This is a genomic window from Streptomyces sp. NPDC002573 (genome assembly GCF_042889625.1).
Taxonomy (GTDB): Bacteria; Actinomycetota; Actinomycetes; order Streptomycetales; family Streptomycetaceae; genus Streptomyces; species Streptomyces gibsoniae.
Window position 1 is genome coordinate 131,117 of record NZ_JBIARC010000009.1, and the last position, 20,726, is coordinate 151,842.

Genomic DNA, 20,726 nt, shown 5'->3' on the forward strand with positions numbered 1-20,726 from the left:
CGGTCACCGCCGGTTCACGGGGGCGCCGTGCGGTGGCCGGGGCTCAGGGGGATGCCGGGGCCGAGTTCTTCGTGTCCGAGGGGCCCGCGCCGTCGTCTCCCGAGGTGGCCAGCCAGGTGCCGATCCCGACCGCCGCCAGCAGGGCCGCCGTCGCCGCGCCCAGCACGATCCGGCGCCGGCGGGTCTGCGCGCGGTGGCGGGCCGAGCCCGGGCGGGGGGCTCCGGTGGCCCGGGGTGCGCGGGCCGTGCCGCGGGCGCCGCCCGCCAGCTCGTCGGGGCCCGGCACGCGCATCGACGTATGGGTGTCACGGTTGGAGTCGGGCTTGGCGCCCGGCACCAGCGGCACCGCCCCGCGCCGCACCCGCGCCGCCGCGGGCTTTCCGGGCCCGGCCGCCTCGGCGGGCTCGCCGGCGGGCTCGGTGTCCGGCTCGTCGACCTCCAGCGGCGGCATCCCCGCCAGCAGCGGCAGCTGCTCCCGCAGCCGCGACGCCAGCTCCGAGGCCCGCAGCCGCGACGCGGGGGCCTTGGCCAGGCACTGGACGATCAGCTGCCACAGCTCCTCGGGGATGCCCGGGAGCGGGACCACGGTCTCGGTGACATGACGGCGGAGCACCGCCCCCGGGTGGCCGCCGCCGAACGGCGTGAAGCCCGCCAGCAGCTCGTACAGGACCGTCGCCAGGGCGTAGATGTCGACCGCCGCGCGCGGCGGCAGCCCTTCCACGATCTCCGGCGCCAGATAGTCGGGGGTTCCGATGATCTTGGTGGCCTTGGTGCGGCGGGGCGAGTCGATCAGCTTGGCCACGCCGAAGTCGGTCAGCAGCGCCGGGTGCGCGCCGCCGGGGCCCAGCGGTCCCTGCATGTCCAGCAGCACGTTCTCCGGCTTGACGTCCCGGTGCACCACTCCCGCCGCGTGCGCCGCCGCCAGCCCGTCCGCCACGTCCGCCACGATCGCCACAGCCGCCTCGGGCGCGAGACGGCGCTCCCGCTCCAGCCGGGTGCGCAGGTCGGTGCCCCGGACCAGGTCCATGACCAGTGCCAGATCAGTGCCGTCGACCACCAGGTCGCGTACGGACACCACGTTCGGATGGTCCAGCCCCAGCAGCGCCGTGCGCTCCTGGACGAAGCGGCCCACGAGCTCCTGGTCGGACGCGAGGTCCTCCCGCAGGAGCTTGATGGCGACGGGACCGTCCGGCCCCTCGCCCAGCCACACCGTGCCGGCGCTCCCCCGTCCCAGGATCTGGTTCGCGGTGTACCGGCTGCCGATCTTCCGTGCCAAGACTGCTCCTACTGGGGACGCCTGTTGCCGACGCTGCGCCGATGCGGGGCCCGGGCACGGAACGAGCGGCTGACGCCGCGGCCCGCCCTGGCCCCGATCGACAAAACTACGCGTCCGGAGGGGCAACCTTCACCGTCGAGCCCGAAATCACCCCTCGGATGTCGACAAATCCCCAGGCCCACGGCACGCGTGGGCCGATCGGCCTGCTACTCGGCGCTCACGTCGCCCAGTTGGAGCCCGGGTCGCCTACTTGGAGTTCAGATCGCCGATCCACCCGGTGACCTTGTCGAACCAGCCGCTCAGCAGCTGCCAGTACGACTCCGTCGTGCCGATCCAGTGCTGCAGCGGGCTGAACTCCCACACCAGCCACCCGGCCACGAACAGGATGAGGACGATGAACAGGCAGCCCTTCAGACAGCCGAGCCCCGGGATCTTCATCGGGTTGGCGCTGCGCTGACGCGGCGGCCGCGGCTCGCGCGCCGGACGCGGCTCCGGCCGCCGGGGCTGCTGCGGCGCAGGTGCGTAGCGCTGCGGCTGCTGCGGCGGAGGCGCGGGGGCGTACTGCTGCCGCTGGGGCGCGTACTGCTGGGGCTGCTGCTGGTAGCCGTACCCCGGCGGCGGCTGCTGGGGCCGCTGCTGCGAGCGCGCCACCTGGCGCTGCGGACGGCGGCGCAGCGGGTCCTCACCCGGGTCGAGATAGGCCTGGACCTGCGTCTGCTCGTTGCGGTCGCGAGCCGCGCGCAGCTGGTTCTGCCAGGGGTGCGGCTCCTGGGACCCACCGGGCCCCTGGGGTCCGCCGGGCCCGTGCTGCGGCATCGGCGGCATCACGGCCGTCGGATCGGCGGCTCCCCTGTGCGGCAGGACGGCCGTGGGGTCCGCGGCGCCCGAGGTGTGCGGCAGGACGCTGGTCGCCCCGTTCGGGTCGTACACGCCGGCCGCGCCCTGCGGCAGCACCTGCGTCGGGTCGGCCGAGCCGGGTACGGGCGCCGGGGCCGGGTCCGGCGCGAGCAGCGCGGCCACTCCCTCCGCGGCGGCGATCTGGGCGGCGTTGGAGTGCACGCCGACGCCCTCGGCGACCACCCGCAGCGCCCGGGCCAGGTTCTCGGCGCCCGGCCGCTCGTCCGGGTTCTTGCGCAGGCAGCGCTCTATCACCGTCCACATCGGGTCGGGCACGGTGGAGGGGCGGCGCGGTTCGGCGCTCAGATGCTGGTGGAGGACCTCCAGGGCGGTCCCGCCGGCGAACGGCGGACGGCCGGTGACCAGCTCGTACAGCAGGATGCCGGCGCCGTAGATGTCGACGGCGGAGGTCTGCGGGCGGCCCTCGGCCGACTCGGGGGCGACGTACGCGGGCGTGCCCACGAACTCCTGGGTACGGGTGAGGCCGGGCGAGTCGGCCAGCCGGGCGATGCCGAAGTCGGTCAGCATCGGGTGCATCTGGCCGTCGTGCTGCTGCAGCAGCACGTTCGCGGGCTTCAGGTCGCGGTGCACGACGCCGTCGGCGTGGCTCGCGGCGAGCGCGTCGGCGACCTGCGCGGTGAGCAGGGCGGCGGCGACCGGGCTGAACGGGCCGTTCTCGCGGAGGTAGCGGTGCAGGTCAGGGCCGTCGACGAGGTCCATGACCAGGGCCAGCAGATCGCCCTCGACGACGAGGTCGCGCACCCGGACGATGTTCGGATGGGTGAGCCGGAGCAGGACGGACCGCTCCCGCAGGAACCGCATCACGATGTCCGGGTCACTCGCGAGCTCTTCCTTGAGAACCTTGATCGCGACCGTCTCGCCGGGCTGGCCGGGCACGGCCGCCTCGGCGCCCGCGGTCTCTCGCTGGCGGGCTCGCCAGACGGTGCCCGTGGCGCCGCGTCCGAGCGGCTCCTCGAGCAGGTACTTGCTGCCTACCGGCCGCACGTCATGCGCTCCCTGCTGCTTGCTTGCCTGGTCCGTACCGCCGACTCCGGTTCACCGCTCCCGGCGTGCCGAGCGTGTTCCGACCCACTGTAGTGCCGCGGTCGCCGGCACTCCCTGTTGTCCAGTCCGTATTACGTTCCGCTTCTCGTGCGTGTTCGAAGAAAAGACGCTCCCCTCGGTCCGTTGGTTGCCGTGGCCGGACGTGACCGATCTCAAGCGGACACCGGCCGCGCACCGGTCAGGCACTTTTGCGGGCAGAGCCGACCAATCAAGATCACTTGGCGCTGGGTGGCGGGCACGTTGTCGGTGGCAGGTGCGAGGATGCATCCCGTACTGGCCGCTGTGCTCGTGCGCAGTGGGGGGAGTTCGCGGTGGGGGACCGCGGCACGGCTCCGTCCCCGCGCGCGGGCGCCCGCGCAGAAGGGACCGCTGACGGCGATGCAGATCCGGCTGACCGTCGTAGACCCGCTGGGCCCGCCCCCGGATTCACGGGCGCGTGCCGCGAGCTGCGACGTGCTGGTCACCGCGCCGGCCGGCACGGCACTGGCCGCGGTGGCGTCGGGCCTGGCCGCTGCGGTCGGCGCGGCCGGGGGCGCCCCCGCGCCCGAGCGCGGCCGGGAGCCCGGCGCGGGTTCCCTGGTGCTGTACGCGGGCTCGGAGCGGCTGGACCCGCAGCGCTGCACGCTGGGCGAGCCGCCGCTGCTGGACGGGGCGGTGCTGACCCTGGGCGCGCCCGCGGAGCCGGGCCCCGAGCCCGACGAGGACGCGGCCCAGCTGCATGTCGTGGCGGGCCCGGACGCGGGCGGCGTCCATCTGCTGCACGGCGGCGTGGTCCGCATCGGCCGCTCCGTCGACGCGGACGTCCCGCTGGACGACCCCGACGTCTCCCGGCTGCACTGCGCGGTCACGGTCGCCGCCGACGGCCGGGTCTCGGTGGCCGACCTGGGATCCACGAACGGCACGGTGCTCGACGGCAGGCAGGTCACCGACCGCCCGGTGCGCCTGGCACCCGGGGCGCTGCTGCGCCTCGGCGAATCGGCCCTGCGGCTGGCCCCGCCCGGCCCGGCGCGGTACATGCGGACGGCGCCGGACGGCGAGGGTCAGGTGCGGGTCCTGGGCGAGGAGGCCCCGGGGAGCCCCGAGGGCGGCCGGCCCCCGACGACCGCGCCGCACCCGCGCGAGGCAAGCGCCACGGACACGGACCACGGCACCACGGGGCACCCGGGCCGGGACGCCGCCACGGGGACGCCCGGCCGCGACGGCACCACGGGCATCCCGGACCAGGACCGCACCGCAGGCGTCCCGACGCCGGACGGACACGGCCTCGGCCTCGGCCTCGCCTCCGGGGACACCCATCACGGCTTCGGCGTCACCGAGTGGGGCGCCTCCGGCGGGGCCGCCCCAGGGACACAGGAGCACGGCGCCGTGGAGCCGCCCGCCCTGCGGCTCCCGCTTGCGGAAGGCGCCCCGACGGCGCCCACCGTGGCCGGGCAGGGCGGGGCACCGGGCATCGGGCAGCGGGGCACGGACCTGCCGCCGGGCATGCGCAGGCGCGCGTTCACCGCGTGGGCGCGGCGGCTCACCGGGAGCCGCGGCGAACCGGCCGGCACCGCACGCCCGGGCTTCGACGAGGCCGCGGTCACCCCGGCGCCCGCGTCCTCCGCCGCGCCGGCCCCCGACACCTGGCCCGACCTCGCGGCGCTGCTGCTGAGCGCGCTCGGCCCCGGACCGCGCCTGTGGGAGCGCGGCCCCGGCCACCCGGAGACGCTCACCGTGCGACTGGGCACCGCCGATCGGGCGGCACCGGACGGCACAGGGCTGCTGCCCGCGGTGCCGGTGACCGCCGGGCTGCGCGAGGTGGGCGCGCTCGGCCTGGCCGGGCCCCGGGCGCGGCTCGCGGGGCTGGCGCGCGCGGTGGTGGCGCAGCTCGCCGCGCTGCACTCCCCCGACACGCTGGAACTGGTCCTGATCAGCGCCGACCGCTCACGCCCGCTGGAGGAACGCACCGCGGACTGGGCCTGGCTCGGCTGGCTGCCGCATCTGCGCCCCGCCCACGGCCAGGACTGCCGCCTCCTGCTGGCGTACGACCGCGAGCAGGCCACCGCCCGCACGGACGAACTGCTGCGCCGCCTCGAGGACCACCTGACCGACCACGACGGCGTGCCGGGCACCACCCCTGTCGCTTCCGCCACACACCGCACGTCCCCCGGAGCCGGGCACCCCGAGGACCCGGCCGACGAGGTGCGCGGCGCCCTCCGCCGGCCCTCCTGGGCGCGGGCCGACGCCGAACCGGGCGGCGCCTTCCCCGGGCCGTACACCGTGGTGGTCGTGGACGGCGACCCCGGCGGCGCGGACCTGCGCGAGGCCGTGGCGCGGCTGGCGCAGGACGGGGCGCGGGCCGGCATCCATGTGCTGTGCCTGGCCGAGGCGCCGTCCGCCTCGCCCGCCTCCCCGGTGACGGAGACCTACGAGGCGGCGTGCGCGGCATCGCCCGCGTTCCGGGAGTGCGGGGCCGTGGCGCTGCTGTGCGGCGACGTGGCGACGGCACTGCGGCTGCTGCGGGTCGCGCCCGGAGGGGGCGCGGACTCCTCGCGGGGTCCGCGCGTCCCCGTCGGGCACGGCACGGTCGCCGCCGTGGACGCGGTGTCCCCGGCGTGGGCGGAGCGGTTCGCGCGGGCGCTCGCCCCGCTGCGCACGGACGGCGGCGGGGACCGGCTTCCCCGTGTGTCGGCACCGCTGCCCCAGGCGGCGCGGTTGCTGGACGAGTTGGGTCTCGCGCGGGCCACCCCCGCGTCCCTGATGGCCCGTTGGGCCGACGCGGCGGACGACACGAGGTCGCCGGGCGGGCGCGCCTGGGCGGTGCTCGGCGCGGGGCCGCGCGGTCCGGTGACGGTGGATCTGGCCGCCGACGGACCGCACATGCTGGTGGAGGGGCCGCCCAGCAGCGGGCGTACGGAGCTGCTGCGTTCGATCGCCGCGTCGCTCGCGGCGGCCGAGCGCCCCGACCGGCTGGGGATCGTGCTCGTCGAGGGCGGCGGCTGCGGCCCGAACGGCGCCACCGACCCCGAGGGCCTGCGCGTCGGTACGGACCTGCCGCACGTGACCACTCATCTGACGGCCAACGACCCGGTCCGCATGCGGGGGTTCGCGCAGTCGCTGAGCGCCGAGCTGAAGCGGCGGGCCGAGCTGCTGGGGCGGCTCGACTTCGCCGAGTGGCACATGCAGCAGGAGGTGTCGCGACGGATCGGCCCGCAGCGCACGGGGAGTTCGGCCGCGGGCGACCTCGACTCCCCGCCGAGCACCACCCTGCGTCTGCGGCCGGCGGCGACACGGCAGCGCTCGGAGCCCGGGCCGCCGCTGGCCCGTCTCGTGGTGCTGGTGGACGACCTGGACGCGCTGCTGTCCCCCGCGCTGGGCGCGGCGGGCCGCCCGGCGGCCGGTTCGGTCGTACGGGCCCTGGAGGCCGTGGCCCGGGACGGGGAGCGGCTCGGGGTGCATCTCGTCGCGGCGGCCGGCCCGGGCGGGCGGACGGCGGAGTGGGAGCCGGCGCGCACGGCCTCGCTGCGGGTCGCCCTGGACGCGGTGACGCCCGGACCCGATGAACCGGCGCCCGGGCGTGGCCAGTTGACGGGTGCGGACGGCAGAGTGACCCCCTTCCAGGGAGGCCGGATCACCGGGCGCATCCCCCGCACGGCGACGCTGCGCCCCACGGTCGTGCCCCTGGAGTGGCACCGCATGGGCGACCCGCCCGCGCGCCGCCCGGTCCGTGAACTGGGCAACGGGCCTACGGACTTGGCGCTCCTCGCCAGCGCGCTGGAGCGAGCGGCCCGCTCGGTGTCGGCCACGGAGGTGCCCTCGCTGCTGTAGGTCCGCGGCCCCGAGAGCCGTAGGCGCAAGGCCGGGCAAGGGTGCTCACCGTACGTCACGAGGCGGTCACGATCGCCCCGTTGACGGCGCAGGCGCTCTTGCCGCCCCGATCGTCCCCGCGTAGACCAGAGCGCACGGGACAGCGCTCGACGTTCGACGAGGAACGAAGAACGGGGCAGTGATGCGCAGTACGAGCAGCACCATCCGGACACACCGGGCAGCCAGGACCGCAGCCGCCGTCGTCGTGGGAGCGCTCGCGCTCTCGCTCACCGCGTGCGGCGGAAGCGACGACAAGAAGAGCGACGGCGACAGGAACAACGGTGGCACGACGCCCGGCGCGGCCACCGTCACCCTCCCCAAGCTGAACGGCCAGAGCCTGGAGGTCGCCGCCGTCTGGACCGGCGGCGAACAGGCCAACTTCAAGAAGGTGCTCGCCGAGTTCGAGAAACGCACCGGCGCCAAGGTCACCTTCGTGCCCGCCCAGGACCCGATCGTCAACTTCCTCGGCTCGAAGATCGCCGGCGGTCAGCCGCCGGACGTCGCCCTGCTCCCGCAGCCCGGCGCCGTCAAACAGGCCGTCCAGAAGAAGTGGGCCAAGCCTCTCGGCGCCGAGGCCCGGGCGCAGATCACCAAGAACTACTCCCAGGGCTGGCAGGACATCGGCAAGGTCGACGGCACCCAGTACGCGGCGTACTACAAGGCCGCCAACAAGTCCCTGATCTGGTACAACGCCCAGGTCTTCGAGAACGCGGGAGTCAAGGAGCCGGCCCGCTGGGCGGACCTGCTGAAGGTGGCCCAGAACGTCTACGACTCCGGGGTCACCCCCTTCTCCGTCGGCGGCGCCGACGGATGGACCCTCACCGACTGGTTCGAGAACGTCTATCTCTCCCAGGCGGGCCCCGACAAGTACGACCAGCTCGCCCAGCACAAGATCAAGTGGACGGACCCGTCCGTGAAGGACGCGCTGACCACGCTGGCGCAGATCTGGGCCAAGAAGAACTATCTCGCGGGCGGCCCCGACGGCGCGCTGCAGACCGAGTTCCCCGTCTCGGTCACCCAGACCTTCACCGGGGGCGCCCAGCCGAAGGCGGGCATGGTCTTCGAGGGCGACTTCGCGCAGGTCAACATCGGCGAGACCAAGGCCGAGGTGGGCACGGACGCGAAGGTGTTCCCGTTCCCGGCGGTGGGGGCCCAGGCGCCCGTGGTCTCCGGCGGTGACGCGGCGGTCGTCCTGAAGGACTCCCCGGCGGCCCAGGCCCTGGTCACCTTCCTCGCCTCACCGGACGCGGCGACCATCCAGGCCCGGCTCGGCGGCTATCTCTCGCCGAACAAGGCGGTCCCGCTGTCGGCGTATCCGAACCCGGTGCAGCAGAAGATGGCCAAGGCGCTGATCGCGGCCGGCGACGACTTCCGCTTCGACATGTCCGACCAGGCCCCGCAGGCCTTCGGCGGCACCCCCGGCAAGGGCGAGTGGAAGGACCTCCAGGACTTCCTGAAGAACCCGGCGGACGTCGCGGGCACCCAGGCGAAGCTGGAGAAGGACGCGGCGGCGGCGTACGGAAGCGGGAGCTGATCCGGCGGTGCCGCCGGCAGCCGCGGACGGCGTCGCCGAACTCCCGGCAACGCCTCCCGCTCCCCGTCCGCGCAAGAGCGTGACCGGCACCCGCAGGGCCGTGGCGGCGCTGTTCCTGCTGCCCGCCCTGGTGCTGCTCGGCGCGCTCGTGGTCTACCCGATCGGGTACTCGGTCGTCCGCAGTTTCCAGAACGCCTCCGGCGACGGCTTCGCCGGATTCCACAACTACAAGGCGCTGTTCACGGACGACGGCATCCGCACCGCCCTGAAGAACAACATCATCTGGGTGGTGTTCGCGCCGGCCGTCTCGACCGCGCTGGGTCTCGTCTTCGCGGTGCTCACCGAACGGGTGCGCTGGGGCACGGCGTTCAAGCTGGTCGTCTTCATGCCGATGGCGATCTCGATGCTCGCCGCGGGGATCATCTTCCGGCTGGTGTACGACCAGGACCCGGACAAGGGCGTGGCGAACGCGGTGTGGGTCGGGGTCCACGACACCTTCGCGCAGTCGTCCGCGTTCCCGAAGGCGCACCTCGGCCGCGAGTCCCCGCTCATGGCCCAGGGCGGCGGTTTCATCACCCGGGCCGCCGTCCACCCCGGGCAGCCGGTCGCGCTGCCCCTGGTCGGGGTCGCGCCCGACCAGATGCCGAGCGGCGCGAAGAAGGCCGTGCAGGCCGCGCCCCGGCCGGGCAGCATCACCGGCACCACCTGGCAGGACTTCACCCGCGGCAAGGGCGTCGGCAGGCTCGGCGCGGTCGACCCCTCGGAGCTGGGCTACGCCGGGATGCGGATCGAGGCGGTCAGGAACGGCACGGTGGTGGCCTCGACGAAGGCCGCCGCCGACGGCACGTTCACCCTGCCCGTCCGGGCCGACGGCGCCCGGCTGCGGCTTCCGGCGGCCAACTTCAGGGAGCCGTACAACGGGGTGGACTGGCTGGGGCCGTCGCTGGTCACCCCGGCCATCATCGGCGCGTACGTGTGGATGTGGGCCGGCTTCGCGATGGTGCTGATCGCGGCGGGGCTCGCGGGCGTGCCCCGGGAACTGCTGGAGGCGGCGCGGGTGGACGGCGCGAACGAGTGGCAGGTCTTCCGCCGGGTCACCGTGCCGCTGCTGGCGCCGGTGCTCGCGGTGGTCGCGGTCACGCTGATGATCAATGTGCTTAAGATCTTCGACCTGGTCTTCATCATCCCGCCGGGCTCGTCCCAGGACGACGCGGACGTCCTGGCGCTGGAGCTGTACCGCAAGGGCTTCTCGGAGGACCAGCCGGGCATCGCGAGCGCGATCGCGGTGGTTCTGCTGCTGCTCGTGATCCCGGTGATGCTGTTCAACGTACGACGGCTGCGGCGGGAGGTCAGGCGATGACGACCGAGGCCCGAAGTCTGCCGAAGGCGGATCCCGTCACCGTCGTCCGGGCGCGGCGCTCTCTCGGCGCGCGGCTCGCGGAGGGTGTCAGCGGCGGTCTGGTCCGGGTGTTCCTGATCGTCGTCGGCCTGTTCTGGCTGGTGCCGACGATCGGCCTGCTGCTGTCCTCGCTGCGCTCACCGTCGGACATGAGCGCGTCCGGCTGGTGGACGGTCTTCAGCAAGCCCTCTCAACTGACCTTCGAGAGCTACCAGAAGCTGCTGGAGAACAGCGACATCACCAACTCCCTGCTGAACACGGTCCTGATCACCGCGCCGGCGACCGTTCTGGTGGTGGCGATCGGCTCCCTGGCGGGCTACGCCTTCGCCTGGATGGAGTTCCCGGGCCGCGACTGGTGGTTCCTCGCCGTGGTCGGCCTGCTGGTCGTCCCCGTACAGGTGGCGCTGATCCCGATCGCGGAACTCTTCGGGAGGATCGGCCTGTTCGGGACGGTGCTCGGGGTGGTCCTCTTCCACACGGGCTTCGGCCTCCCCTTCGCGGTGTTCCTGCTGCGGAACTTCTTCGCGGAGATCCCCCGGGAGCTGCTGGAGGCGGCCCGGCTCGACGGCGCGGGCGAGCTGCGGCTGTTCTCCCGGGTCGTGCTGCCGCTGGGCGGCCCGGCGATCGCGAGCCTCGGCATCTTCCAGTTCCTGTGGGTGTGGAACGACATGCTGGTCGCCCTGGTGTTCACCAAGTCGGGCTCCCAGCCGATCACGGTGGCCCTGCAGACGCAGGTACGCCAGTTCGGCAACAACATCGACGTCCTCGCGCCCGGTGCGTTCATCTCGATGGTGATCCCGCTGGCCGTGTTCTTCGCGTTCCAGCGCCAGTTCGTGTCGGGTGTCATGGCGGGTGCCGTCAAGTAGCCACGCTCGCACGGAGGTTCAGGGGTGGACTGCGGTTGCGGTCCACCCCACGTCGTTCACCTGGGGTTTCCTTCGGCGTTCCCCCTCATGCCGCATCAAGGCGTAACCAAACCGCTCCGCAGGCCGTTTTCGGGCAGTATGCCCGTGCCGACCCATGGATTCCCCTTGCCCAGGTTCAGTGTCATCGTTCCCGCGTACAAGGTTCAGGCGTACCTGGAGGAATGCCTGATCTCCGTGCTGGACCAGTCGTACCCCGATCTCGAGGTCATCGCGGTGGACGACTGCTCGCCGGACGCCTGCGGCGCCGTCATCGACGAGTTCGCCGCCCGCGACCCCCGCGTCCGCCCCCTGCACCTGCCGGAGAACGTGGGGCTCGGGCGGGCCCGCAACGCGGGGCTGGAACAGGCCAGGGGCGACTACGTCCTCTTCCTGGACGGCGACGACACCCTGACCCCGGACGCCCTCCAGGACATCGCGGACCGGCTGAAGGAGACCTCCGAACCGGACGTCCTCGTCTTCGACTACGCCCGCACGTACTGGACGGGCAGGACGGTCCGCAACCGGCTCTCCGGTGTGCTCAGCGAGCAGGGCCCGGCGCCCTTCCGCCTCGACGACCGGCCCGGGCTGCTCTCCCTGCTGATGGTGGTGTGGAACAAGGCGTACCGCCGGGAGTTCGTCGAGCGCGAGGGCTTCACCTTCCCTCCGGGCTACTACGAGGACACACCGTGGACGTTCCCGGTGCTGCTGACCGCGGAGACGATCGCGACCCTCGACCGGGTCTGCGTCCACTACCGCCAGCGCCGCCAGGGCAGCATCCTCGGCTCGACCAGCCGCAGGCACTTCGATGTGTTCGACCAGTACGACCGGGTGTTCGCACACCTGGACGCGCATCCGGAACTCGCCCGCTGGCGGCCGGCGCTGTTCAGCCGCATGGTGGACCACCTGGCCACGGTGTTCGTCCGGCGCGGCCGGCTGCCCCGGGGCAGCCACGGCGAGTTCCTGCGCCTGGCCCGCGACCACCACCGCCGCCACCGCGTCCCGGGCGCCCCGCTGCGCCCGCGCCATCTGCTGGTCCGCTTCGGCGCGCACCGCACCTTCCGCCTGCTGTCCCTGGCCTCCCGGCTGACGCGCGGCACCAGGCGCCTGGCCGCCGGGGCAGCCCGCCGGTCGGCCGCCGTGGCGCTGCGGGCGCACTACCGCCTGCAGTTGTGCCTTCCGCTGCGCGCCGACCGGGCCGTGTTCACCACGGAGGCGGGGGGCCGGTACGGATGCAACCCGGCCGCCCTGGAGTCCGCGTTCCGCAGGCTGTTCCCCCGGATCCGCACCGCGTGGATCGCCGGCCCCGAACACCACCACACGATCCCGGCGGCCACCCGTCGGCTGCGGCCCGGCTCGGCCGCGTACTGGACGGCGCTGGCCCGCTCCCGGTACCTCGTGCACAACGCCGACTTCGGCCCGCAGCTGGTCAAGCGCCGCGGCCAGATCCTGGTCCAGACCCGGCAGGGCACCCCGCTCAAGCGGATGGGCCTGGACCTCCAGGACCGTCCGGCCGCCGCCCGCGACGCCGATGTCACTCGGATGCTGCGCACCGCCGACACCTGGGACTACGTCGTGTCCGGCAACCGCCACTCCACCCTGGTGTGGGAGCGCGTGTTCCCGTCCCGCTTCACGACCCTGGAGTACGGCCTTCCGCGCAACGACGTCTTCGCGCGCTCGACCTCGGCCGACGTGACCCGGCTGCGCGAGACGTTCGGCATCCCCGCCGACGCGGTGGCGGTCCTGTACGCGCCGACCTGCCGCGACTACCGGCGCGGCCCGCGCCCCGGCCTGGACCTCGAACGCTTTCTGAGCCGGCTCGGCCCGCGCTTCGTGCTGCTGACCCGCGCACACCCCTCGTACGGAGAGCCGCTGACGCGGGCCACCGGCGGCCGGCTGATCGACGTCAGCGACCATCCGAGCGTGGAGTCGGTGTGCCTGGCCGCGGACGCGCTGGTCACCGACTTCTCCTCGCTGATGGTCGACTACGCCAACCTCGACCGGCCGATCGTGGTGTACGCGGACGACTGGGAGGCGTACGAGGCGACCCGCGGCACCTGCTTCGACGTGCGCGCCTTCCCGCCTGGCGCGGTCGCGCGCAGCGAGGACGAGCTGATCGACATCTTCGCGACCGGCCACTGGTGCGGCTCGCGCTCGACCCGGCTGCGGGCCGCGTTCCGCGAGCGCTTCTGCCTCTACGACGACGGGCGCGCCGCCGAGCGGATCGTGCGCCGGGTCGTGCTCGGGGAGAACGCCGAGCTGCCCTCGGTCGTGCCCCCGGAGGGCCGGCACCCGGTCCCGTCCGCCGCCGCGGGGCTGCCCACCGTACCGCTTGCCACCGTTCCGGCGCCCGGGGGTCCCGCCCGGGCCGCCGAACGCCTCTGAACCCCCTGAGCAGACGGAGTTCCGCATGCCGCGCAGACCCACCCCCACGAGGCCGTTCACCTGTCGCCCCGCCGGACGGCCCGGACGCTGACGCACCCGTACGCCCCATGACGCACCGGCCCCGGCACCGGAACCGGGGCCCGAGAGAAAGACCAGAATGCCCCGCTTCAGCATCATCGTCCCCGCCTTCGGTGTCGCCGGCCGTCTGTCCAAGGCGCTGGACTCCGTCCTCGGTCAGTCCTTCGACGACGTCGAGGTGATCCCGGTCTGCGACGCCCCCGACTCCCCCGCGGGCACGGTCGCCGCCGCGTACGCCGAGCGGCACAGCAGGGTCGTGCCGCTGACCTCGCCGCCCGCCGGGGGCCTGGGCGTGGCCCGGACGACCGGGATGGCGGCGGCGGCCGGGACGTATCTGCTGTTCCTCGACGGCGACGACGTCCTCACACCGGGCGCGCTGGCCGCGATCGACGCGCGGCTGACCGCGACCGACGACGTGGACGTCCTCTTCTTCGACCACGAGCGGGTCCACTGGTGGGACGCCGACACCTCCACACCCCCGCTGGGCCCGGCGCCCGACGGGGCGTTCGCGCCGGACCGGGCGCCGCGGCTGACCGGGGTGTCGGTGCCCGCGTGGAGTGCCGCGTACCGCCGCGCGTTCGTCACCGGGCACCGGCTCACCTTCCCCGCGAGCCACTTCACCGACATCGGCTGGGGCGGTCTGGTCACGCTCGCCGCCGAGCGGATGGCCGTGCTGCGCTCGGTCTGCGTACGGCATCTGGTGCGCCGACAGGGCAGCCGACTGCACAGCCCCGGCGCCCATCAGCTCGACCTCCTGGACCAGGTCGAGCTGGTCCTCGCCCGGGCCGCTGAACTCGACCTGACCGAGGACCGGTTGCGGCCGCTGTTCGAGCAGCTCTTCTCCGCCGTGCTGAGGACCGCCGCGCATCCGGAGCGGCTCCCCGCGCATCTGCGGCGGGCGTTCTTCCGGCGGGCGGGCGGACTGTACCGGCGTCACCGCCCGGCCGGGTTCCGGCCCCCGGCAGGCAGTGTCGGGGTGCAGCACCGGCTGCTCGCGGCCGGTGCCTACGACGCCTTCCACGCGCTGCGGGCCGTCAACCAGGGCATGGCGCGGGCGGCGAAGGAGGCGCCCCGGCCCCGGGCGGTGCGCACCCGCGCCCGGTACGCGCTCCAGCTGCGCCGCCCGCTCGACCCCGGTCTCGCCGTGTACTGCGCGTACTGGGGCCGCGGCTATGCCTGCAACCCGGCCGCGATCCACGCCAAGGCCCGCGAACTGGCCCCGCATCTGCGCTCGGTGTTCCTGGTCGAGCCGGACGCGGTGGGCAGCCTGCCGAAGGACGTGGAGCACGCGGTGCTCGGCAGCCGCGCCTCCTGGGACGCGCTCGCCCGCGCCACGTACCTGATCAACAACGCCAACTTCGCGGACGGTGTCGTCAAGCGTCCCGGCAGTGTGCATCTGCAGACCCAGCACGGCACGCCGCTGAAGAAGATGGGCGTCGACCAGTCGACGTACCCGGTGGTCGCGGCCGCCTCCGGCAGCTTCACCAAGCTGCTCGCGCGGGTGGACCGCTGGGACTACAACCTCTCCTCCAACCGGCACTCCACCCGGATGTGGGAGCGGGCGTTCCCGGGCTCGTACGAGACCCTCGAGTACGGCTATCCGCGCAACGACGTCTACTACACGGCGACCGCCCACGACGTGGCCCGCGTCCGCCGCGAGCTGGGCGTCCCCGAGGGCAGGACGGCCCTGCTGTACGCGCCCACGCACCGCGACCAGAGCAGCGGCTTCGACGCGCCCCTCGATCTGGAGGCGTTCTGCGAGGCGATCGGCGAGGAGTACGTGGTGCTGCTGCGCGCCCACTACTTCTACGACCGGGGCGCGGCGCGGGGCGAGGGCCGGATCATCGACGTCACCGGGCACCGCTCCGCGGAGGACGTCTGTCTGGCCGCCGACGCCCTGATCACGGACTACTCGTCGATCATGTTCGACTACGCCAACCTGGACCGGCCGATCGTCGTGTACGCGGACGACTGGGACGTCTACCGGGAGATCCGGGGTGTCTACTTCGACCTGATGGAGGCGCCGCCCGGCCGGGTGGCGCGTACGCCCGAGGAGCTGACGGCGCTCTTCCGCGACGGCACGTACGCGGACGCCTCCGCCGCCGCCCTGCGCACCGACTTCCGGCAGCGCTTCTGCCAGTTCGACGACGGGCGCGCCGCCGAGCGCGTGGTGCGCCGGGTACTGCTGGGCGAGCCGCCCGAGTCGATCCCGCCCGTGATCCCGCTCGCCGAGCGCGTCCCGGCCCCGGCCCACTGCCTGGTGAGGAGCTGACCCACGTGCCCCGCTTCAGCGTCATCGTCCCCGTCTTCAAGGTGCAGGGCTTCCTCGGCGAGTGCCTCGACTCGGTGCTCGGGCAGTCGTACACGGACTTCGAGGTGATCGCCGTCGACGACCACTCGCCCGACGGCTGCGGAGCGATCCTCGACGAGTACGCCGAGCGCGACCCGCGCGTCCGGGTGCTGCACCTGCCCGAGAACGTAGGCCTCGGCCGGGCCCGCAACGCCGGGATGCCGTACGCCACCGGGGACTATCTGTTCTTCCTCGACAGCGACGACACGCTCACCCCCGGGGCGCTGCGCGCGATCGCCGACCGGCTGGCGGAGACCCGCGACGCGGAGAGCCCGGACGGCCCGGACGTCCTCGTGTTCGACTACGCCCGCACCTACTGGTGGGGCGGCACCCGGCGCAACGCCCTGGCCCGGGTGCTCGCCGAGGCGGCCGAGGGGACCTTCACCGCGGCGGAACGCCCCGAGATCCTCGAACTGCTGATGGTGGTGTGGAACAAGGTCTACCGCCGGGACTACGTCACCGCGCACGGCCTCGCCTTCCCGCCGGGCTACTACGAGGACACGCCCTGGACCTTCCCCGCGCTGCTGAGCGCCGACCGGATCGCGGTCCTCGACCGGATCTGCCTGAACTACCGGCAGCGCCGGCAGGGCAACATCCTGTCCACCACCAGCCGTAAGCACTTCGACATCCACGACCAGTACGAGCGGGTCTTCGCCTACGTCGACGCCCACCCGGAGCTGGCCCGCTGGCGCCCGTATCTGCACCGCAAGATGGGCGAGCACTGCCTGGACATCCTCGCCAAACCGGACCGGCTGCCCGCGTCCGCCAAGGGCGAGTTCTTCCGCCGCACCGCCGAGCTGTTCCGCGAGCACCGCACGGAGGAGCCGGTCCCGGCGGACCTGCGGGTCCTCCAGGGCGGCTATGCCCGCTACCGGGCCCGGCAGCGGGCCGCCGCGCTCGGCGACGCGCTCGGGCGGCGGGGCGGGCAGGCCCGCGCGGCGGTGGCCGGACGCGTCAAGAAGGGCTGGTTCCGGGCGCACGCGCTGCGGCCCCTGGACCCGGAGCTGGCCCTCTACTCGGCGTTCTCGCACCGGGGGGCGCTCGGGGACCCGGCCGCGATCCATCGCGCGGCCCGGGAGCTCGCCCCGCACATCCGGGGCGTGTGGGTCGTGCGCGCGGACCAGGCGGAGCGCCTTCCGCCGGACATCGAGTACGTGCTGCCGGACTCCCTGGCCTACCACCGTCTCGCCGCGCGGGCCGGGTACTTCGTCAACAACGTCAGCTGGCCCGGCACCCTGGTCAAGCGCCCCGGCAGCGTCCACATCCACACTCATCAGGGCACCCCGCTGAAGTACAAGGGGGCCGATCTGCTGGACAAGCCGGGCGCCCGGTTCGGCATGGACGTGCCGCAGCTGCTGCGCCGCGCGGACCGCTGGGACTACAGCCTGGTCGCCAACCGCCACTCCGAGCTGGTCTGGGACCGCGCCTTCCCCTGCCACTTCACCTCGGTGCGCACCGGCAGTCCCCGCAACGACGCGCTGGTGGGCGCGCGGCCCGGCGACGGTGCCGCGTTCCGGTCCCGGCACGGCATCCCCGGGGACCACACGGTCGTGCTGTACGCGCCGACCCGCCGGGACCACATCCGGGGCGGGCACACCGACCGCTTCGACCTGGCCCGGTTCGCCGAGGACCTGGGGGCGGGCCACACCCTGGTCGTCCGGCTGCACCCCTCGCTGGCGGAGGGTCCCGCCCGTGGCCTGGGCCTGACCGAGCTGCACCGGCGCGGAGTGCTGGTCGACGCCACCGACGAGGAGCACGTCGAGGAGGTCATGCTCGCCTCGGACGTGCTGGTCTCGGACTACTCGGCCCTGATGTTCGACTACGCCAACCTGGACCGGCCGATCGTCGTGCACGCCGACGACTGGGGCGCGCTCACGGCGGCCCGGGGCGCGTATGTCGACCTCATGGCGGACGCGCCGGGGCATGTCACGCGCTCGTACCGGGAGCTGGCCGCCCTGTTCGCCTCGGGGGGCTGGCGGGACGCGGAGTCGGCGCGGCTGCGGGCTGGCTTCCGGGAGCGGTTCTGCGAGTTCGAGGACGGGCAGGCGGCCCGGCGGGTGGTGCGGACGCTGATGCTGGGCGAGCCGGACGTCCCGGTGTCGATCCCGGCCCCGGCGGCGGGCGAACTGGATGCGCTGACCACGACATGAGAACGTGCCCGGCACCGGGAGAGATTCTCACCGGTGCCGGGCACGGGACTGTGGTCGCCCGACGGGTCTGGTTACTCGACGACCAGCTCGACCGGGATGTTGCCGCGGGTCGCGTTGGAGTAGGGGCAGACCTGGTGGGCCTGCTCGACCAGCTGGCGGCCGGTCTCCTGGTCCACCGAGTCCGGCAGCTCGACGCGCAGGGTGACCGCGAGGCCGAAGCCCTCGCCCTGCTTGCCGATGCTGACCTCGCCGGTCACCGCGGCGTCGCTGACGTCGACCTTGGCCGCGCGGCCGACGAGGCCGAGGGCGCTGGCGAAGCAGGCCGCGTACCCGGCGGCGAACATCTGCTCGGGGTTGGTGCCCTTGCCGCTGCCGCCCATCTCCACCGGAATGGCCAGGTCGAGGTCCAGCTTGCCGTCGGAGCTGACGGCGCGGCCGTCACGGCCGTGCGTGGCGGTGGCGACGGCGGTGTAGAGCGCGTCCATGGAAAACCATCCCTTTCAAAAGTCTCTTCGGGCGGCCGGCCCTTCTTTCCGTCCGGGCCGCCCTGCGGACACCATTAGAGCACACAATTCAGTTGTGCACAACTAAACTGGGCGCGGCAGAGCTACCCTGGAGCCATGACGACGACGCCGACACCCAGCACGGCGGTCTCCGAGGCCCCCGCGGCCGAGGAGTACCTGCGCCTCGACCAACAGATCTGCTTCTCGCTGCACGCCGCCTCCCGCGCCTTCAACGGCGTGTACCGCGTCGTGCTCAAGGAGCTGGGCCTCACCTACCCCCAGTACCTGGTGATGCTGGTGCTGTGGGAGCGCGGAGAGCTGCCGGTGAAGAAGCTCGGCGAGCATCTGCGGCTGGACTCCGGGACGCTGTCACCGCTGCTGAAGCGGCTGGAGGCGGCGGGCCTGGTGCAGCGCGAGCGCAGCACCCAGGACGAGCGGTCCGTGCATGTCCACCTCACAGACGACGGCATTGCGCTGAAGGAGCGCGCGCTGCTGGTGCCGCGCCGGATCGCCGCGGCCACGGGCTTCGACATCGCGGAGATCACGGACCTGCGGGCCCGCCTCGACGACCTGACCCGGGTGCTGGACGCGGCGGCACTGAACGAGACTCCCGAGTGCTTCCAGGGCGTACGTAAAGCCGAAGGGTGATGCCGCGGTGGACATACTCCGCGCGGGTGACGAACTCCTCGCGCACCACCGCGAGTTTGGCGCGGTCGGTGGCGTTGCAGGGGGTCCAGGAGGGTCGTAACGCGTACGGCTCGCCGACCACCCAGACGTACCCCAGGCCGCCGAGCCGCCGCCGCAGCTCCCGGGGGCCGACCTCGCGCCCGTACAGCGTCCCGTCCTCGGCCGCGGGCACGTCCAGCGCCACGTCCCGGATCCCCCGGAACCCGGCGGGATAGGCCAGCGCCGACCGCCGCTCCAGCGACGGCAGGAAGAGGACGGGGTCCCCGGGCCGTACCGTGCGGCCCACGGCGGCGGAGACGGCGGCCAGGTCATCGGGCCGGTTGGCGGCCTTTCGGTCGGCCCTGAGCAGCGGGAACTGCACGGCCAGCGCCCCGCAGACGAGAACCGCCCCGGCCAGGGCCCCCAGATGACGCCGCCGGGCCGGGCGGGCGCCGGGTGCGGGAGGCCGCACCGGGACCGCGCGGGCACGGGGCACGGAGAGCCGCCGCAGGACCGGGCGGGCGCCGGACACACAGACCTCCGGCCGTTCCCGCACCGTCACCGCCGCCCCGTGCGGCACCGGCCGGCGCGGCGCGAGAGGCGCGGGGCCGCGCGCGACCACACCGACGGCGTGCGGGCAGCCGCCGCGCACCGCGGGAGGCGTCGCTCCGGTGGCCCGGCGCAGGAGCCCGGCCACCCGGTCGGCACCGGCCGCGACCAGCAGGGGCGCCCCGGCCAGCGAATACAGCACATACCGGTCGTCGTAGAGCGGGCTGACCCGGGAGACCGCCATCAGCACCGCCGGCGGGACCAGCATCAGCGGCAGCGCGACCCCGGCCGGCGACAGCCCGCGCCGGGCGCCGGGTCCGAGCACCGCGACGGCCATCAGCACCAGACAGGGCCCCAGGACCGCCCACGACGGCCCCGCGAACTCCCGCAGCAGCCGCTCCACGCTCCGCCCGTTCGGCGGTGTCAGCCATGCCACCTGCGCCGACTGGCCCCGCGACACCAGCGCCAGGGGCAGCAGCACCACGGCCACGGCCCCGGCCGCGCGGGCCCATCCCCGCCACACCCGGCCCGGCACCCGCGCGAGCGCCAGTGTGCAGGCGTGCGCGAGCAGCGCCAGCACCGCGAACTCGTGCAGCACACAGGTGACGGCGAGGACGAGCCCGTAGGGCCACCATCTCCCGTCCCGCCCCGCCCGCAGAAGCAGCAGCGTCGCGCCCGCGACCCCGGCCGCGACCAGCGCGTAGCTGCGCCCCTCCTGCGCGTAGTGCCCGACCATCGGCGTGACGGCGTACAGCAGGCCCGCCCACAGCCCCACCCGCGGGCGGCACAGCCGGCTGCCCAGTGCGGCGACCAGGCCCGCCGTCGCGGCCGCCCCGCAGACCGAGGGCAGCCGCAGCAGCACCTCACCGGGGTGCAGGGCCAGGACACCGTGCATCAGCAGGTAGTACAGGCCGTGCACCGCGTCCACGTGGTGCAGCATCCGCCAGATCTGCGCGGGCGAGCGGCGCGCGACCTCGAACGTGGCCGCCTCGTCACGCCATATGCCGCCGCGGTCCAGTCCCCACAGCCCGAGCGCGACCATGACCGCCACTGGCACGAGGACGGCCACGCGCTCCGTACATCTCACCGCTGACCGACTCATGAAAGACATTCAACATGTGCCGAC

General features: G+C 73.9%; 12 protein-coding genes. 8 read left to right on the forward strand and 4 right to left on the reverse strand.

The genetic code is table 11. The features are described from left to right. Nucleotides 1-43: 43 nt before the first annotated feature. Both ACFYX0_RS12015 and ACFYX0_RS12020 read right to left on the reverse strand, forming a co-directional pair. Nucleotides 44-1,276, reverse strand: coding sequence for a serine/threonine-protein kinase (locus ACFYX0_RS12015; RefSeq protein WP_388969454.1), 1,233 nt, complete (start codon nt 1,274-1,276; stop codon nt 44-46). A 246-nt stretch (nt 1,277-1,522) separates the two neighbouring features. Next, nucleotides 1,523-3,178 (reverse strand): serine/threonine-protein kinase, encoded by a 1,656-nt coding sequence (locus tag ACFYX0_RS12020; RefSeq protein ID WP_388969456.1) that lies wholly within the window; start codon nt 3,176-3,178, stop codon nt 1,523-1,525. A 438-nt stretch (nt 3,179-3,616) separates the two neighbouring features. Between ACFYX0_RS12020 and ACFYX0_RS12025 the strand changes: the two genes are divergently transcribed. The 7 genes from ACFYX0_RS12025 (at nt 3,617) to ACFYX0_RS12055 (ending at nt 17,882) form a co-directional block, all read left to right on the forward strand. Continuing rightward, a complete protein-coding gene (locus ACFYX0_RS12025; RefSeq protein WP_388969539.1) occupies nt 3,617-7,045 on the forward strand; it encodes an FHA domain-containing protein in 3,429 nt (1,142 codons plus the stop codon). Nucleotides 7,046-7,226: 181 nt separating this feature from the next. Further along, nucleotides 7,227-8,618 (forward strand): ABC transporter substrate-binding protein, encoded by a 1,392-nt coding sequence (locus ACFYX0_RS12030; protein WP_388969458.1) that lies wholly within the window; start codon nt 7,227-7,229, stop codon nt 8,616-8,618. Between the two features lie 79 nt (nt 8,619-8,697). After that, the gene (locus ACFYX0_RS12035) at nt 8,698-9,978 is read left to right on the forward strand and encodes a carbohydrate ABC transporter permease (RefSeq protein WP_388969541.1); all 1,281 of its coding nucleotides are present in this window, start codon (nt 8,698-8,700) and stop codon (nt 9,976-9,978) included. Beyond that, nucleotides 9,975-10,883, forward strand: a complete 909-nt coding sequence (locus tag ACFYX0_RS12040; RefSeq protein WP_388969461.1) for a carbohydrate ABC transporter permease — start codon at nt 9,975-9,977, stop codon at nt 10,881-10,883. Before ACFYX0_RS12035 ends, ACFYX0_RS12040 begins: the two co-directional genes overlap by 4 nt. Nucleotides 10,884-11,048: 165 nt before the next feature. Then, nucleotides 11,049-13,304, forward strand: a complete 2,256-nt coding sequence (locus tag ACFYX0_RS12045) for a CDP-glycerol glycerophosphotransferase family protein (RefSeq protein WP_388969463.1) — start codon at nt 11,049-11,051, stop codon at nt 13,302-13,304. Between the two features lie 157 nt (nt 13,305-13,461). Then, nucleotides 13,462-15,654 carry a CDP-glycerol glycerophosphotransferase family protein gene (locus ACFYX0_RS12050; RefSeq protein ID WP_388969465.1) on the forward strand — a complete coding sequence of 731 codons (2,193 nt, stop codon included), beginning with the start codon at nt 13,462-13,464 and terminating at the stop codon, nt 15,652-15,654. Between the two features lie 5 nt (nt 15,655-15,659). Continuing rightward, on the forward strand, nt 15,660-17,882 hold the full coding sequence (locus tag ACFYX0_RS12055; protein ID WP_388969467.1) for a CDP-glycerol glycerophosphotransferase family protein: 2,223 nt from the start codon (nt 15,660-15,662) through the stop codon (nt 17,880-17,882). 71 nt (nt 17,883-17,953) lie between these two features. Here ACFYX0_RS12055 and ACFYX0_RS12060 read toward each other — a convergent pair whose 3' ends face one another. After that, entirely contained in the window at nt 17,954-18,367 is a 414-nt protein-coding gene (locus tag ACFYX0_RS12060) for an organic hydroperoxide resistance protein (protein ID WP_388969470.1), read from the reverse strand. Nucleotides 18,368-18,502: 135 nt separating this feature from the next. Here ACFYX0_RS12060 and ACFYX0_RS12065 point away from each other — a divergent pair, with 135 nt between their 5' ends. Then, nucleotides 18,503-19,033, forward strand: a complete 531-nt coding sequence (locus ACFYX0_RS12065) for a MarR family winged helix-turn-helix transcriptional regulator (protein WP_388969472.1) — start codon at nt 18,503-18,505, stop codon at nt 19,031-19,033. Here ACFYX0_RS12065 and ACFYX0_RS12070 read toward each other — a convergent pair. Then, complete coding sequence (locus ACFYX0_RS12070) at nt 18,927-20,642, reverse strand: hypothetical protein (RefSeq protein WP_388969543.1); 1,716 nt, start codon at nt 20,640-20,642, stop codon at nt 18,927-18,929. The two genes, ACFYX0_RS12065 and ACFYX0_RS12070, sit on opposite strands and share 107 nt — an antisense overlap. Nucleotides 20,643-20,726 lie beyond the last annotated feature (84 nt).